At 36.3% G+C, this 17107-nt stretch carries 15 protein-coding genes; 11 read left to right on the top strand and 4 right to left on the bottom strand.

Translation table 11 applies throughout. The annotated features are described in order from the left end of the window. Positions 1–204: 204 nt before the first annotated feature. Positions 205–2442: a bifunctional alpha,alpha-trehalose-phosphate synthase (UDP-forming)/trehalose-phosphatase gene (locus B154_RS0123510; protein ID WP_018616814.1), complete on the top strand. Its 2238-nt coding sequence runs from the start codon at positions 205–207 to the stop codon at positions 2440–2442. A gap of 80 nt (positions 2443–2522) precedes the next feature. On the opposite strand, the gene B154_RS0123505 is transcribed toward B154_RS0123510, so the two are convergent. Beyond that, the gene (locus B154_RS0123505) at positions 2523–2987 is read right to left on the bottom strand and encodes a response regulator (RefSeq protein ID WP_018616813.1); all 465 of its coding nucleotides are present in this window, start codon (positions 2985–2987) and stop codon (positions 2523–2525) included. Between the two features lie 219 nt (positions 2988–3206). Here B154_RS0123505 and B154_RS0123500 point away from each other — a divergent pair, with 219 nt between their 5' ends. The 10 genes from B154_RS0123500 (at position 3207) to B154_RS0123450 (ending at position 14017) form a co-directional block, all read left to right on the top strand. Continuing rightward, positions 3207–4004, top strand: coding sequence for a hypothetical protein (locus tag B154_RS0123500; protein ID WP_018616812.1), 798 nt, complete (start codon positions 3207–3209; stop codon positions 4002–4004). Continuing rightward, complete coding sequence (locus tag B154_RS31035) at positions 3976–4614, top strand: methyltransferase family protein (protein ID WP_083935016.1); 639 nt, start codon at positions 3976–3978, stop codon at positions 4612–4614. The genes B154_RS0123500 and B154_RS31035 overlap by 29 nt, the downstream gene beginning before the upstream one ends. Positions 4615–4618: 4 nt before the next feature. Continuing rightward, positions 4619–6829, top strand: a complete 2211-nt coding sequence (locus B154_RS29620) for a sensor histidine kinase (protein WP_018616810.1) — start codon at positions 4619–4621, stop codon at positions 6827–6829. A gap of 12 nt (positions 6830–6841) precedes the next feature. Further along, a complete protein-coding gene (locus B154_RS0123485) occupies positions 6842–7948 on the top strand; it encodes a hybrid sensor histidine kinase/response regulator (RefSeq protein WP_018616809.1) in 1107 nt (368 codons plus the stop codon). A 267-nt stretch (positions 7949–8215) separates the two neighbouring features. Continuing rightward, a complete protein-coding gene (locus B154_RS0123475; RefSeq protein ID WP_018616807.1) occupies positions 8216–8923 on the top strand; it encodes a CoA transferase subunit A in 708 nt (235 codons plus the stop codon). A 27-nt stretch (positions 8924–8950) separates the two neighbouring features. Beyond that, entirely contained in the window at positions 8951–9607 is a 657-nt protein-coding gene (locus tag B154_RS0123470) for a 3-oxoacid CoA-transferase subunit B (RefSeq protein ID WP_018616806.1), read from the top strand. 110 nt (positions 9608–9717) lie between these two features. Then, entirely contained in the window at positions 9718–10896 is a 1179-nt protein-coding gene (locus B154_RS0123465; RefSeq protein ID WP_018616805.1) for an acetyl-CoA C-acyltransferase, read from the top strand. A gap of 397 nt (positions 10897–11293) precedes the next feature. Beyond that, positions 11294–12124 (top strand): hypothetical protein, encoded by an 831-nt coding sequence (locus B154_RS0123460; RefSeq protein ID WP_018616804.1) that lies wholly within the window; start codon positions 11294–11296, stop codon positions 12122–12124. Positions 12125–12150: 26 nt separating this feature from the next. Continuing rightward, positions 12151–12750, top strand: coding sequence for a hypothetical protein (locus tag B154_RS0123455; protein WP_018616803.1), 600 nt, complete (start codon positions 12151–12153; stop codon positions 12748–12750). 253 nt (positions 12751–13003) lie between these two features. After that, the gene (locus tag B154_RS0123450; RefSeq protein WP_026260384.1) at positions 13004–14017 is read left to right on the top strand and encodes a dipeptide epimerase; all 1014 of its coding nucleotides are present in this window, start codon (positions 13004–13006) and stop codon (positions 14015–14017) included. A gap of 373 nt (positions 14018–14390) precedes the next feature. Here B154_RS0123450 and B154_RS0123440 read toward each other — a convergent pair whose 3' ends face one another. From B154_RS0123440 to B154_RS0123430, 3 genes are all read right to left on the bottom strand, one after another. Then, positions 14391–14870 (bottom strand): hypothetical protein, encoded by a 480-nt coding sequence (locus B154_RS0123440; RefSeq protein ID WP_018616800.1) that lies wholly within the window; start codon positions 14868–14870, stop codon positions 14391–14393. A gap of 3 nt (positions 14871–14873) precedes the next feature. Further along, a complete protein-coding gene (locus tag B154_RS0123435) occupies positions 14874–16445 on the bottom strand; it encodes an acyl-CoA mutase large subunit family protein (RefSeq protein ID WP_018616799.1) in 1572 nt (523 codons plus the stop codon). A gap of 152 nt (positions 16446–16597) precedes the next feature. After that, positions 16598–17104: a DUF7935 family protein gene (locus B154_RS0123430; protein WP_018616798.1), complete on the bottom strand. Its 507-nt coding sequence runs from the start codon at positions 17102–17104 to the stop codon at positions 16598–16600. Positions 17105–17107: the final 3 nt, after the last annotated feature.

Below are 17107 nucleotides of genomic sequence, written 5' to 3'. Positions count from 1 at the left end.
ATTATCTAAACATTACAATATTGTATTGTTATCACAAAATATTTATTCTTAATACTAATTATCACACTGAGGAGTCTGTCTGTCAGTTAATTATAAATTTTTTTAATTTCATTTTTGTATGACTGTTAATGTGTCTGTTCATAATAGTGGTATAGGTCTTAATTTTGGAGTTGGAAGAAAAATTTCCTGATCAAATATTAATAGATGGGTAGATTAATTATAATATCTAACAGGTTACCGTTTTCATTAGATAAGAGCGGTGAAGATGTGAAAATAAGGCAAAGTTCGGGTGGATTGGTTTCTGCTTTAAAAGGCTATTTTGACCAAAGCAATGATAAGGGAAAATTTAGTGAAAAAATCTGGGTAGGAAGTTGCGATTTTGACGAAAACGACTGGAATGAAAATAAAGACAAGCTTCAGAGTACCGATTTTTCTATTAAACCGGTATTTATAGAAGATCAACTTTACTCTGATTATTATAATGGATTTTCAAATTCAACAATATGGCCTCTTTTTCATTATTTTCCATCTTTGACAGAATTTGAAAAGCAGCATTTTGAAGCTTACTATAAGGTAAATCAAATGTTTGCCGATAGTATCAATGAAATCGTCAGGCCCGATGACGTCATTTGGATCCACGATTATCAATTAATGATCCTGCCCCAGATGCTTCGCAGGCAAAATCCTGACGCTACGATTGGCTTTTTTCTTCATATTCCTTTTCCTTCTTATGAAATTTTCAGGCTGCTGCCCCTGCAGTGGAAAAAAAGTATACTTGAAGGATTAATGGGCGCTGATTTAATTGGTTTTCACACGTATGAATATGCACGATATTTTATCAATTCTGCAAAAATGGTTTTGGGATTAGAGAATCAATACAGCCTTCTGCAATTTGAAAACCGTGTAGTGCGTGCAGACCTTTTTCCGATAGGAATTGATTTTAATAAATTTAAAAAAGCGTCAGAAGATAAAGAAGTTATTGCTTATAAAAATGATTTACTTAAAAATTTTAAAGATAAAAAACTTATTTTTTCTGTTGACCGCCTTGATTATACAAAAGGGCTTAACTACAGGCTGCAAGGGTATCAGAATTTTTTAGAGCGATACCCTGAATGGCGAGAAAAAGTCATTTTTATTCTGAATATTATTCCGTCGAGGGACAAAATAGCTGCTTACAACGACAGAAAAAGAATGATAGAGGAGAAGGTAAGTGAAATAAACGGTAAGTTTTCTACTATACAATGGCAGCCACTTATTTATAGGTATAATCATTTGCCTTTTCAGGAGTTGTGCGGATTATACCTTGCGGCCAATATTGCATTGATAACTCCACTACGGGATGGAATGAACTTAGTCGCGAAGGAATATGTCGCCAGCAGCAAAGAAGGTGGCGTTTTAATTTTAAGTGAGTTAACCGGTGCTGCAAGCGAACTAAATGATGCACTACTGGTAAACCCAACAGATACTGAGGAAATGGCTGATACCATTGCTTCTGCGTTGAAAATGCCATTGGAGGAACAAAAGCACCGCATACAGGCAATGCAAAAACGATTGTCGGAGTACGATGTTGTACAATGGGTTAATGATTTTTTGGACCAGCTTTCAAAAATTAAGAAAGACCAGGAAAAAATGCAGGTAAAGCTGTTAGATGCCAACGCAATTCGAAAAATAAAAAATGATTATTCTAAGGCAGTTAAGAGGTGTATTTTGCTCGATTATGATGGCACTTTAACACCTTTGACTAAAATGCCATCTCATGCTTCACCGTCAAGAGACGTCATAAAGTTTTTAGAGGAATTATCGGCAGATGTAAAGAATGAAGTAGTAATTATCAGTGGCAGAGATGCTGATACATTGCAAAAATGGCTTGGGCATTTAAAGTTGAATTTCATTGCAGAGCATGGTTCTTTTATCAGATATAAAAACGGAGAGTGGGAGTCCCAGACAAATGTACCTTCAGGCTGGAAAGAAGAGATAAGACCTATGCTGGAAGCATATGTTTTCAGATGCCCTGGTTCTCACATAGAGGAAAAGCAAAACACGATCACGTGGCATTATAGAAATGCACATGCGGATTTAGGGTTTTTAAGGTCCCGGGAACTATTAAACAATCTTTCACAATTAACAGCCAATAGTCCACTGCAGGTAATAGATGGGAACAAAGTGTTAGAGATCAGGTTAACCGGCATGGATAAAGGTATGACAGCATTGAAAGTATTTAATAAGCTAAACCCTGACTTTACCTTATGTATCGGTGATGACACAACAGATGAAGATATGTTTACAGCACTTGAAGCAAAAGCTTATACTATTAAAATAGGTAATGGTACTACTGCTGCCAGGTTTAATATCGCCACTCAGAAGGAAGTATTGCCTTTTTTGCAGGAAATCGCTTCAGTGAAAAAAACAATAAAACAAAGAATATTTGATTTATTAAAATAGATTTTTTATCGTTCTATAAAATACGTTATTCGAATTTCCTCGAAAGGAAAATAGCGGCTATGCGCTCTCTATCCATGTGTTTAAGATAGAAGTGCTTGTCTTGCCAGGAATTCGAGCTTTTTATTTACGTCAATCAATTTATTGGTGAGGTCAATATTTTCTTTTCTTAATCTGTATACTTCAAAAGCTTTTTCTACAAATATTTTTACATCATCCTCGATCCAGGGTTTTGTTAAGTATTTGTACACCTGCCCGCGGTTTATGGCATCAATTACAGCATTAATATCTGTATACCCGGTAATTAGAATACGAATGGGATTTGGAAATACTGTTTGAATGCTTTCAAAAAATTCTATCCCTGTCATTTTAGGCATACGTTGGTCACTTAGAATAACATGAATAGTTTCTTTTTCCAAAATTTTCAATGCTTCGTCAGCGGATTCTGCTGTCGTAATATTGAAGTTTCTTCTGAAGGTTGCTTTAAAAGAATTTAGGTTATTAACCTCATCGTCAATATACAAAACATTAATATTCTTGTCGCTCATATAATTTAGAATTGTTATTTAGTTTATTGATTTCTGCTTGTTACTACAACAAACCATAGCAATAAAACGGCTGAAAAGAATAATAATTGTTGTAAGTAGAAAATTTTTAATAAAAAGGTCAACAAATTTTACGGAATACTTGCAGATACAAAATTTTTTTATTAATTGATCGTTATTATTGTACAACGACACTCTTTAATTATCCCCCCTTGAATCCAAATGATAACAGAAATAAAAATAAGAGCCTTCAGAGCCATTGAGGATCCTGATACGTGTCTTAGGTTTATCAGTGGCCACAGACGTGTTTTATCTATTTATGGAATAGAAAATATTACTACAAATACTGATGACTGGATGTATAATCCTGCCATCTTCGTTATAGTTGTTGAAAGTTTAGATGGTGAGAAATTATACGGCGGAGCAAGGGTGCAAGCGGCAAATGGAATAAATCCGTTGCCAATAGAAGAAGCTACAGGCAAGATGGATCCAAAAATTTATGAGATCGTAAAATATTATTCGCAGTTTGGCGCAGCAGAGTTGTCAGGATTATGGAATTCGAAAGAAGTTGCGGGTTTTGGAATTGGAAGTTTATTTCCGTCACGAGTAGCAGTCGCAATTGCAGAGCAAATAGGTGTAAAAGTATTGTTTACATTGTGTTCGCCCACGACGGTAAGATTTAAAAGTTGGATAGGGGGAACCGAAATGGAAAATATCGGCGATAAAGGAACTTTTTATTATCCTAACCTTGACCTTCTTGCAACAGCCCTTTATACCGAAGACGCTATTAATCTACCAGAGGCACATCCCAGAGAAAGAGAAAAAATATTTTTTCTTAGAAAAAATCTTGACCATATAGCAGAGGAGAAATCGCCTTTTAAAAATAAATTAGTAAAAATCCATTATTCTTTAAAAATTGCCAGTGCTAATCCAAATGAATTTAAGTTGGATGTGCTCATGCCTACTAAACCCTTTGAAATAATCTTATCCAATGAAAAAAGTTGCTCTCTCAATTATTAGTAATATACTAATGGTATTTCTCCCATTATTGGGAAACCCTTCATTGATTTTTCATCCTAAAATCTTAGTTATTATAGCTGGAAGTATTTGTATATGGCTAACCCAGCCTGCTTTTAGTATTGCAGAAACAAGTGATAAAAAGCAAAGCGATAAATTTTCTGTAATACTTATTCTTTCTATGTCTTTGATAAGTGGAGTCGTCCCCATAGTAGACTGGGCCTATTTTAGTGCTTCAGCCAATGATTATAATTGGATAACTGCCCTAGGTGTTGTAATGATTGCTACAGGCATTTGGTTTAGAGCGTGGGCAGTAAAAACACTGGGACAATTTTTTACGCCTACTGTTCAAATTAAAAAAGCGCACCAGCTGATAAATTCCGGGCCTTACAAGATCATAAGACATCCCAGTTATTTTGCTGCTTTTCTTAGTATAACAGGCGGAGCAGTTTTATTAGAAAGCGTTACAGGAATTGTTGTATCAATTATTGCTATGAGCATTGCTTATTATGTTCGTATAGGCATTGAAGAACGGAAATTGATAGAGCATTTTGGAAACAGCTACAAAGAATACATGATTCAAACAAAAAAAATAATTCCTTTTGTTTTCTAACTTTATGAAAAGTTTTTATTTGAGTACCAATACATCTTACGGAAATACCAGGTTTGTAATTGCTTTTTTTTTAATTGTTCTTTCAACTTTGTTTATTGCAGATGTACAAGCTGCTCCTGTAATAAGCATTACCGACAGTCATCCAACCATTTCTATTGGAAATTATGTTGAAGAACATGTAGACAAAGACACTTTTTCATCTTTAGAAACGGTAACACAAAAAAAATTTAATACTGTAACAGGTGGTACTCCCAATTATAATCCTGTTATAAAAAGCGTCTGGTTAAAATTTAGAGCTGTAAATAATTCTTCATCGCCTTCTGTTTATTTAAATATTGCTTTCTCAAATCTCGGACGTGTAAGTGTCTATAAAAAAAACAACGCCGGTTTGTCTCTTATAACTGAAGGAGGTAATGAGTTGCCTTTGAAACATACCATCGTTGCTTCACCTGATATTATTTTAAACTTAAATCTTCCTGTAGGCCAGGAAGGGGAATATTTAGTTCATATTACAAGTGAACATCCTATTGTTCTTCCTGCTTCTGTATGTGCATATAATGGGTTAGCTGATTCTATTATTTTTCAGACCTTTATTATGAGTTCCTACCTGGGCATTTTAGGTATTATGTTTCTTTACAATCTTTTTCTTTATTTCTCTACTCGTGATAACAACTACCTGTATTATATTATTTACATTTTCTTTCTAGCACTTGCACAATTAACGCTAGGTGGTTATGCCTATAGATATTTTTGGCCAAATTTTCCTTCAATAAATAAATATGCTGTTATTTGGACATCTACTTTTGCTACTGTCACCGGTATTTTGTTTTCAATGATATTTCTGCATACTTCCCGGTTTTTTCGTAAAGCCCATGTACTTTTAAAAGGACTTATTGGTGTGTATATCGCAGGATTAGTTTTAAGCATATTAGGCTACATTTCTTTCAGCTATTATATTTTAAACTTTAATGGCCTTCTTAGTGTTATCGTCGTATTAATAGTTTCTATTCATTTAGCCAAACGGGGTTTTCGTCCGGCCGTTTTTTACCTGATCGCCTGGCTTGCTTTATTACTATCTTTTATTGTTTTAATTTTTATAAACATTAACTTGTTGCCTTATAACACTTTCACTGCCTATATCTTTTATATCGGGTCAGCGATAGAGGTTGCATTATTGTCTTTGGCCCTGGCCGATAGAATAAACATTTTGAAAAAAGAAAAAGAAACATCGCAGGCGGAGGCTTTAAAAATATCAAGAGAAAATGAAAAATTGGTAAGGGAGCAAAATATAGTGCTTGAAAGAAAGGTAGCGGAAAGAACCGAGGAATTACAAACGACTAATGAGCAATTGTCTGGGGCATTTAAAAATTTGAAAGGAACACAGATACAACTGGTAGAGGCTGAAAAGATGGCTTCTTTGGGTCAGTTGACGGCAGGTATCGCTCATGAAATAAACAACCCGATCAATTTTGTAAAAAGCAATATCAAACCATTGCAGCTGGATTTTAAAGATTTGGTAGAGGTGATAGATGAATATAGCAAGCTGCATACGCTAGACAGCCAGGAGGTGGCATCTCATTTGAAACAAATAGAATCATTGAAAAAAAGTATTGATATAGATTTTGTAAAAGATGAGATCACAAGCCTAATGACTGGTATAGAAAATGGTGCAGAAAGGACCGCAGAAATTGTAAGAGGCCTGAGAACTTTTAGCAGGTTAGATGAGAGCGTAATAAAAACGGTAAACATTCATGAAGGAATAGACTCAACTCTGATTTTATTGCGAAGCAATATTCCTGCTAATATTACTGTTGTAAAAGAGTACAATGCAGATGGAACTATAGAATGTTATCCAGGAAAGCTGAACCAGGTATTTATGAATATTTTGTCCAATGCGATACACGCTATTAAGGCAAAAGAAAATATAGGCACGGACGAGAAAATAATAATTACCACAAACCGTGTTGTCGAGGATGAAATTGAAATAAGGATTAAGGATACGGGAAAAGGAATGTCAGAAGAGGTAAAGCAAAAAATTTATGATCCGTTCTTTACAACAAAAGATGTTGGAGAAGGAACAGGATTAGGAATGGCTATAGTTTTTAAAATCATTAAAGAACATTCAGGAAAAATTGAAGTGATTTCTGAAGAAGGAAAAGGATGTGAGTTTATAATAACATTAAATAATATAATACCCGGAAAACCCATAATTTAATTCATATAAATAATGAGTGCTAACAATAAGAAGATCTCTATTTTATATATTGACGACGAAGAAGATAACCTTCTCTCGTTTAAGGCTACTTTCCGGAGAAACTATGATATTTTTACTGCTACTTCATCTGCACAAGGTCTGAATATTCTCAATAATAATACCGTTCATATCATTATTGCTGACCAGCGTATGCCACAATCAACGGGAGTCGAATTTTTTGATATTGTAAGAACTGCGCACCCCGACCCAATGCGGATATTATTAACCGGCTATACTGACGTAGAAGCAATAATTGATGCGATAAATAAGGGACAAATTTTTAGGTATATCAAAAAGCCATGGGATAAGCTGGAACTGCAGACATCGATAAAAAATGCTTACGAGGTATATACCACAAGACAAAATCTTAAAATTAAAATAGAAGAACTTCAAAGAACAAATGATGAATTGAATAGGTTCGTTTACAGTACGTCGCATGACCTCAGGTCTCCGCTGGCGTCAGTAATGGGAGTTCTTAACCTGGCCAAGATGGAAGGTTCCGTTAAAGATCCGAACGGTTATATGGGCATGATTGAGAGCTGCGTGAACAAGATGGATTTTTTTATCATTAAAGTTATAGAATATTATAAAAGTGTTCGCGTAGATGAAGCTTACGAGATTGTTGATCTTAAAAAACTTGCAACTGATAGCATCGATCTTATCCGCATGCAAAATAGATCTATTATATTCGATTTGCAGGTAAATCAGCCAGAGGAATTCTGGTCCGATGCCTTCAGGCTATCTGTTATTTTAAATAATCTTATTTCAAATGCTGTTAAATATCAGAAACCAGATGAATGTAATCCCTTTGTAAAGTTAGTAATTGACGTTAACCAACAGGAAGCTAATATCTTAATAGAAGATAATGGAGTTGGCATTATTGAAGATCACTTAAATAATATTTTCAAGATGTTTTTTAGAAGCAATTTTACAGTAACAGGTTTGGGTATTGGACTGTATATAGTAAAAGAGGCGCTTACACGAATAGGGGGAGATATATCCGTTGCATCAACACCAGGCGTAGGTACAAGCTTTCTTTTAAAAGTGCCAAATATGAAACCTGTACGCGAATCAGAATAAATAACTTTTTAAGCCCTTATAACTCCTTCAAAATTCGGTTTTAACGTAAGCTTTTACTTTCATTTTTTCCGGTACTATTACGGGCTGTTTTACTGAAGTTAGCAGTTGAGCCCTAATTATTGTTCTCACTTTTTTTATTTTCTCTTTCTTATTTCTGTCAGTGCCAGAAGCGTTTTCAAAATAGCTTTCCTCCAATTAGTATTTAAGTGCAAAATATTGCAGAATAAGAATTATCTTTTCATGTACTTTTTTCACAAATGATTCCAAATGGCGATAAACAAAACAGTTAAAGACGCTGATGAAGCAATCCGCGATGTGTTTCCTGGTGCTACGCTGCTATTTGGCGGCTTCGGACTGTGCGGTATTCCTGAAAATTGTATTGCAGCTCTCGTTAAAAAAGGTGTTAATCAGCTAACGTGCATATCGAATAATGCAGGTATAGATGACTTTGGTATAGGGCTGATGTTGAAGAAAAAGCAAATTAAAAAAATGATTTCTTCTTATGTAGGAGAAAATGCAGAATTTGAGCGCCAGCTATTAAGCGGCGAACTAGAAGTGGAATTAATACCACAAGGCACACTTGCAACACGTTGTCTTGCCGCCGGATATGGCATTCCGGCCGTTTACCTTCCCGCTGGCGTAGGAACAGAAGTGGCCGAAGGAAAGGAAACAAGGAATTTTAATGGAAAAAATTATTTAATGGAGTATGCTTTTGAAGCTGACTTTGCTATTGTAAAGGCGTGGAAAGGCGATACTTGCGGCAATCTCATTTATAAAGAAACCGCCCGTAATTTTAATCCTGTAATGGCAATGGCAGGTAAGATAACGATTGCCGAAGTAGAACAACTTGTGCCTGCAGGTGAACTTAATCCTGATCATATTCATACTCCCGGTATTTATATTAAACGAATATTTCAAGGGAGTAATTATGAAAAAAGAATTGAAAAAATAACTGTGCGAAAACGTAATAGTTGATTTTTAAAATTCAAATTTTATACAAAAATGGCTTTAACCAAAGAACAGATTGCCCAACGTATAGCAAGAGAATTGAAAAATGGTTATTATGTAAATCTTGGCATTGGCATTCCCACACTCGTCGCTAATTATATTCCCGCCGGTATAAATGTAGAATTGCAAAGTGAGAACGGACTTTTGGGAATGGGACCGTTTCCGTTTGAAGGAGAAGAGGATGCTGATTTGATAAATGCAGGTAAGCAAACAGTTACCACGCTTCCCGGATCGGTGTTTTTTGACAGTGCTGTGAGCTTTGGAATGATAAGAGCAGGTAGAATTGATTTTACTGTTCTTGGCGCAATGGAAGTTTCTGAAAAAGGTGACATTGCAAACTGGAAAATACCTGGAAAAATGGTGAAAGGCATGGGAGGCGCAATGGACCTGGTAGCATCAGCAAAGAATATAATTGTTGCTATGCAGCATACTGACCCCAGAGGTAACAGCAAATTATTATCCACCTGTACACTTCCATTAACGGGAGTTGGCTGCGTTAAAAAAGTAGTAACCGACCTCGGCGTATTTGATATAATCGAGGAAGGTTTTTGCTGTATAGAATATGCACAGGGAGTGACTATTGACGAAATAAAAACCAAAACCGCAGGAAGGTTAACTATTTCAGCAGATGTTAAAGAAATGGCGATTTAACCCTGAAACAATTGCTTCAGATATAATTGTTTCTATTTTGCTTTTTATATTTTGAGTGTTGCAGCTTATTGAGAATTCTAATTTATTTCTTAGATTTATTGTTACTATTTATGAAAGAAGTATTCATTTGTTCGGCGATCCGAACTCCGTTAGGAAGTTTTGGTGGTGCATTATCTTCTGTCGCTGCAACAAAACTTGGAGCAACGGCCATACAGGGTGCCCTTCAAAAAGCAGGTATTGCACCAGAAGCGATCCAGGAAGTTTTTATGGGTAATGTATGTTCCGCAAATTTAGGACAGGCGCCTGCCAGGCAGGCTGCATTATATGCCGGCTTGAAAAATACAACTGTATGTACTACTGTTAACAAGGTTTGTGCATCTGCCGCTAAAGCCATTATGTTTGGCGCGCAAAGCATAATGCTTGGCATTAATGACGTAGTTGTAGCTGGAGGTATGGAAAACATGTCTATGGTACCTTACTATATACCTAAAGCAAGGTTTGGATATAAATATGGAAATGCAGAATTAATTGACGGTTTAGACAAAGATGGGCTTAAAGATGTTTATCTTCAGCAGGCCATGGGTTCGTTTGCTGATGCAACAGCAAAAAAGTACAGCATATCGCGGGAAGAACAAGATGCTTTTGCTGTCCGCTCTTACCACAACGCAGAAAAGGCAACAACATTAGGTTTCTTTTCAAATGAAATAATTCACGTAGAGGTGCCTCAACCCAAAGGCAACACAATAATTGTAAAAGAAGATGAAGAATATAAAAATGTAAAATTTGACAAAATACCTTCTTTAAAACCTGCTTTTTCCAAAGATGGTACCGTTACCGCTGCAAACGCTTCGACTATTAATGACGGCGCAGCCGCTCTTGTACTGGCAAGCGAACAAAAAGTGAAGGAGCTGGGTATTCAGCCAATTGCAAGAATAGTATCGTTTGCTGATGCAGAACATGAGCCAGAATGGTTTACTACAGCTCCTGCCGATGCTGCTCCTAAAGCATTAAAAACGGCAGGATTGTCAAAAAATGATATTGATTATTTTGAAGTAAACGAAGCATTTTCTGTTGTTCCACTTGTGTTTAATAAGTTTATGGATGTAGACCCTGAAAAAGTAAATGTATTTGGTGGAGCTGTTGCCCTTGGTCACCCGTTAGGCGCCTCAGGCGCAAGAATTATTGTTACTTTATGTAATGTTCTTCAACAAAAGAAAAACCGTTTTGGTCTCGCAGCTATTTGCAACGGTGGAGGAGGCGCTTCCTCAATTATAATCGAGCGTCTATAAGGATTGTCCGCCGGACAAAAAATTGAAAAAGACAAGAAATTGGTTTAGAAAAATGCTTACTTCAAAAAAGCGGTATTTTCTATTAAAACCATAAGTTATAGAATTGTACAAAGCTTTTGGTATATAACAAAAGCCGGGTCAAAAACAACTATATAATTTTCTGTTGCAAGATCTTAAAAAGAAACTGCTGTCCTATTGAAACCATAGGCAAGATCTTTTTTTAGTACTGCTTGATCCGCTGGTAAAAAAATTAGCAGCGCAACAAAAGCAGGTTGAAAATTTTTAATAGAAGATCATTATCATCTTATATACAGTTTTATAACTGGCTGAAAAACAAGGATAGGCGGTGTTGCTTTTGTTTTTTTTATTTTTTATTTTGTTGAGCAAATTATAAAAAATGAAAAGATTTACAATTGTTACTGCCATTACATGCGTGGGTATGCTCTTGCAGGCAGACATACACGCGCAGGGTTTTTTAAAGAAGCTAAAAGATAAAGCTTCTGACGTCTCTAATAGGGTTATTGACAGAAAAGTTGACAAAGCCGTCGACAAAGCTGTTGGTGTAGATGGCGCTTCAGATGCTTCAAATTCTCCAGAAACAGGTGGCTCGCCTACACGTGGTACAAGCAGCCGGAGCGGAAGGCCATCAAACAAGGTAGGAGAGGGCTTAAAAAACACAACACCTCCTGATGTAATTCAGCAAATCTCTGAAGCAGAAACTGCACAAAGTGCAGGAAACTTAAGTGATGCACGTTACTCAATCCAACAGGCGCTGCTAGGTATTGAACTGCAAATGGGCAAAGAAGTCTTAAAATCATTGCCATCAACTGTAGCCGGACTTCCAAAAGACACAACTGAAGACAGGGTTACCAGTACTCAATGGGGATGGGCCAATCTTACCATACAAAGAATATATAGGCAAGACGACAAGCAATTAACTGTTCTTGTAGGAAATAATTCTGCTTATGCAGGGTTTGTCAATATTTTTTTTGCTGGCAATTACACTCAATCAAATGGTGATACGCAAAACTTTAAGCAAATAAAAGTCAAAGGAAACAAAGCGGTTATAAGATTTGATCAGAATGAAGGTTATACTGTACTTGTACAACTTGGGCAAAACGGAATGATAACTTTTGAAGGAGTCAACTTCGCTACAGAACAGGACATGATGACTGCAATAAACACTTTTGATATAGACGGCATTAAAAAAATGCTTGGAGAAAAATAAATACTAAAATTTAATAATATTAAAATATGAAAAAATTATCCATATTTTCCCTGTTTCTTTTCATCGCCACCTATTCCTATTGCCAGGATTTTAAACAGGAAGTGGCAACGGCAAAATCTTCTTACAAATCAGGAAAACTCGAGGACGCACACTTTGCTTTACAGCAAACGTTACAGGCTTTAGACATTACAATTGGTAAAGAAGTTCTCAAACTATTTCCCGCCAAAATGGACACATTGCCAGTCAATATAAAAGACGATAATGTAGCGGGCAATGTAAGTTTTGTTGGTGCAACAATTCATCGCAGCTATGGTATGGGTGAGAAAAAAGCCGAGGTGGAAATTGTAAACAATTCTCCTATGCTTGGCACCCTTAATGCATTTTTAACATCGCCTCTGCTTGCAGGCTTAGGTAACGATGGTAAAAGTAAAGTTCTGAAAATACAAGGATTTAAGTCAAGACTGACAAAAGAAGATTCTCAAGATCAAAGCAAACCTTCTTACAAACTGGAAATGCCAATGAGCAATGCGTTAATTACCTTACATGTTGATAATACTAATGAATCTGAAATTCTTGCTATGGCTAATACGATTCCTTTTGATAAAATTGCTAAATTGATACAATAAGTGTATTCATATGAATAGCGAAAGCAGTCGTTTAGAGATGATCGTGGTTATTTGTACAAAGATCATTAAAAGGACAAATGCCAATCGGACCGAAATAAGAAAGGGCTATCTTTACAGTTAAGCAAGTAACAATCATTCTTAATACTTGATAAAGCTGAATGAAAGATCTTTTATGATATTGGTTTTAGCGAACTTTTTTGTATTTGCAAAAAGATCTTTCATTGCTTTAATAGTTCATTCTAAAAATTCCCATTTGAAAGTAACATATCGGTCTCTAAATATTCCTTTTAAACATCCTTTTACCATATCAAAAGGAACAAAAACACACCAGCCATCTTTAGTTGTAAAACTTGAACTTGGGCCATATTCAGGTTATGGGGAAGCTCCAGCTATTCAATACTATAATATAACAGTTGAGCAAATGATAGAAGATCTTGAAAAGAAAAAGATTTTTGTCGAAAAATTTGCTTTTACAGATCCCGAACGTTATTGGCATTACCTGCATCATTTATTTCCTCAAAACCCTTTTCTCGTATCTGCTTTAGATATGGCGGGCTGGGATTTGTTTGGACAGATCAAGCAAAAGCCATTATACAAGTTATTTAATGCTGATACCGCCAAAGTTGTTTTAACCGATTACACAATTGGAATTGATACAGTAGAAAGGATGGTTGAAAAAATGAAGGAAAAACCGTGGCCTGTCTACAAGATCAAATTAGGAACGGCAAGAGATATTTCTATCGTAGAGGAGTTGAGAAAGCATACAGATGCAGTTTTTCGAGTAGATGCAAACGCCGGATGGACAACAGATGAAGCAATGGGAAAAATACCTGTTTTAGCAAAACTGGGTGTTGAATTCATCGAGCAACCATTGGAAAAAGACAACTGGGATGGAATGAAGCAATTGTACGAAAAATCTCCTGTGCCTTTAATAGCTGATGAAAGTTGCGTGTTTGAAAAAGATGTGGAAAAGTGTTCAGGATATTTTCACGGAATAAATATTAAGCTTACAAAGTGCAGTGGAATAACCCCGGCCAGAAGAATGATTGCAAGAGCAAGGGAACTAAACATGAAAGTGATGATGGGCTCGATGAATGAGTCTACGATAGGTTCTTCAGCTATTGCCCATTTCATGCCACAATTAGATTTTGTAGATGTAGATGGACCTTTATTGCTAGCGGAAGATATTGCAACAGGCCTTGTATATGATTTTGGTCAGGTGAAAGTAACAGGTGCACCAGGTTTGGGAATAGTAGCCGAATTTTAGTATACTCTTAAAATGAAAATTGGGCTTCAAATTGTTAATATGGTATATCAAATACCTGGTTTCGCGTAGGTATATCTGATTTTTTCAGCCTGTTTTCAATCCCTTTTGCTTTTAAAACGTTCAATATATTATTATACTTCCAAGGCTCCATGTAGGGATGGGTTACAATACAAAAATCTGTGTTCTTCAAATTTTCAAGTGACAATTCAAAAAAATCATACGTTTTATCCTGGTTCTTTTGGATCACTAGAAATCTGAATTCCTCCTCATGTTTATAACTTAAATCTTTAAGGAAACCTTTAAACTTGTGACCACAATTTTTTAGTCCATCATCATGAGGATCAAAAGGTGATATTTTAAAATATTCAACCTTTCAATGTATCATTATGTCAAAATCCTCAGCATTCAATTTCTTACAGGAACCAATGATATTTTTACACAAACCCTTGGGGTTAAATTTTAACGCGACACTGTCTTTATTAGAGTAAGTATCCCACATGGCCAGCGACTCTCTGACACCAAGATACCAGCAACTCGCAAAAAACGTTTTTTGTATTTCTTCGAGCCGACTTTTAAACTTTTGTTTTATTTCGTCTTTTTTTTCAACTAATTCCTCTTTGCTTTTTTGGGGCAATCCTTCTTCTTTCTCCGCTTCTTCGTCTATAGCGTCCACGTATTGTTTATCTTGCAGGTGCTTTTCAGTTATGCCTTCGAAAGGATCAAAAAAAGTACTTAACGGAGAAAAAAATATGTTTTCTGTATTTAGAAAGTAGATGAGACGGTGAAGGTCCATATATCTCCACAAAAACTGGTCATCTTCGAAAGTATATTCTTTGTTTATTTCAATTTGCATAGCTTATTTATACTCCCCAAAAACCTTCCTCAATGCATCTGATATCTCACCAAGAGTACAATAATTTTCAACTGCATTAATTACCACAGGCATAAGATTTCGGCCATTTATAGCAGCAGCAGAAATTTCCTTAAGGCACAGATCAGTTGTTTCTGCTGATCGCCTGGCTTTCAGTTTGTTTAATTTTTCTGTTTGAATGTTCCTTATACTGTCATCAATTTTAAAGCCAGTTACACCTGTTTCTTCGGATATCTTAAATTTATTTACTCCAACAATAATTTTATCTCCGGTTTCAATTTTCCGTTGATATTCGTATGCGCTTTTTGCTATCTCATCCTGTATAAAACCGTTTTCAACAGCGCTTACACTTCCTCCCATTGCATCAATTTTTGCAATTAGTTCCCATGCTTTCTGTTCTACTTCCGCGGTAAGATTTTCAACGAAATAAGATCCTGCTAATGGATCAGCGCTGTCGGCAATACCACTTTCAAAACCAACTATTTGTTGCGTTCGCAAAGCTATGCGGGCGGCTTCTTCTGTTGGCAAACTCAACGCCTCATCATAACCGTTTGTATGTAAGCTTTGTGTGCCGCCCAACACTGCTGCCAGTGTTTGAATGGTTACCCGGCTAATGTTATTTTGCGGCTGCTGAGCAGTTAGTGTACTGCCACCTGTTTGTGTATGAAAACGAAGCATCATTGCCTTAGGATCAGTTGCTCCCAGCTCCTTCATCATTACTGCCCACATTCTTCTGGCAGCCCTGAACTTGGCAACTTCTTCAAACAAATTATTGTGTGAATTGAAGAAAAATGAGAGACGTTTGCCAAAAGTATTTATATCAAGCCCTTTTTGCAATGCAGCTTTTACGTATGCTTTTCCGTTTGCAAGAGTAAAGGCTACCTCCTGTACAGCGGTACTTCCCGCTTCACGAATGTGATATCCTGATATCGAAATTGTATTCCATTTAGGCAGTTCTTTGCTGCACCATTCAAATATATCTGTAATAATACGCATGCTTGGTTTAGGGGGATATATATAAGTTCCTCTTGCTGCATATTCCTTTAAAATATCATTCTGAATTGTACCTGTAATTTTAGAAAGGTCTGCACCCTGCTTTTTAGCCAAAGCAACATAAAGGCTCAATAATATAAACCCGGTTGCATTAATGGTCATGGAGGTGCTTACATCTTCAAGTTTTATGTTATGAAACAATGTCTCCATGTCATCGATGCTATCAATGGCCACACCCACCTTGCCGACTTCTCCTTCAGCAAGCGGATGATCACTATCGTAACCAATTTGGGTGGGCAGATCAAATGCTACACTGAGTCCGTTTACGCCTTGTGAGAGCAAGTAATGATATCGCTTGTTGCTTTCTTCTGCAGTCGAAAATCCGGCATATTGCCGCATGGTCCAAAGGCGTCCGCGATACATATCGGCTTGTACACCTCGTGTATAGGGAAACTGGCCTGGTCGCTCTGTCAATTGTTGGGCATCAACAGCAGACAGGTCAGCAGCGGTATAAACATTCTTAATCTCAATACCCGAATCGGTAAATTTTTTTGCAGCGCTCATGGTTGTTATTATACATTATTTATAAACCAAAGTTTATAACGCAGGTTTATTCGGTAGCTTGCTTACAATCGAAAAGGCTGGTAATAAACACCGTTTTAAAAAGTCCTTTGGTCGGTACTTTTTATCACTTTTTACTTTCAATACTTTTACTTCTACATCAGCTTTTTAGCCTCGTAACTCAGCACTTCACTTACCACTTCGTGTAGTTGTCCTTTTTTATCCGTCATCAGGTACTCCAATAAAAGCTTATTAAGGTCTAAACCGGTGGCATTGGGGGGTAAAGCGGTAGCAAATTGGTTTACAACAAGAATGTTTTGTTCTTTCAGATTTTTTACTGCATTCCATGCATCTGAAGAGACATAAATTTGTTGGGAAATATTATAATCAAATTCTTCTTTAACGCTTCTTGTCAGAAGCAGTTGCATGTCCCTTGAACTAATACCGTTTTGATTTACCCTGCTAATGAGGTTAGGCAAAGCTATCCTGTCAACCAGTACTGTTAATCTTTCATAAGCTTGTAACCGAAGTGCCCTGGTTGAGCTATCGACGTTTTCACTGTCGTTTTTATCGAGTTTATTTTGCTGGTTAAAGAAGTAAACGATAAATCCGCCGACCAACAAAACAATTATAATTATTAATACCGTAGTTGTAATATCCATTTA

Origin of the sequence: Segetibacter koreensis DSM 18137 (assembly GCF_000374045.1) — a bacterium.
In the GTDB taxonomy this organism is placed as follows: Bacteria; Bacteroidota; Bacteroidia; order Chitinophagales; family Chitinophagaceae; genus Segetibacter; species Segetibacter koreensis.
This window is presented reverse-complemented; position numbering and strand designations above follow the sequence as displayed.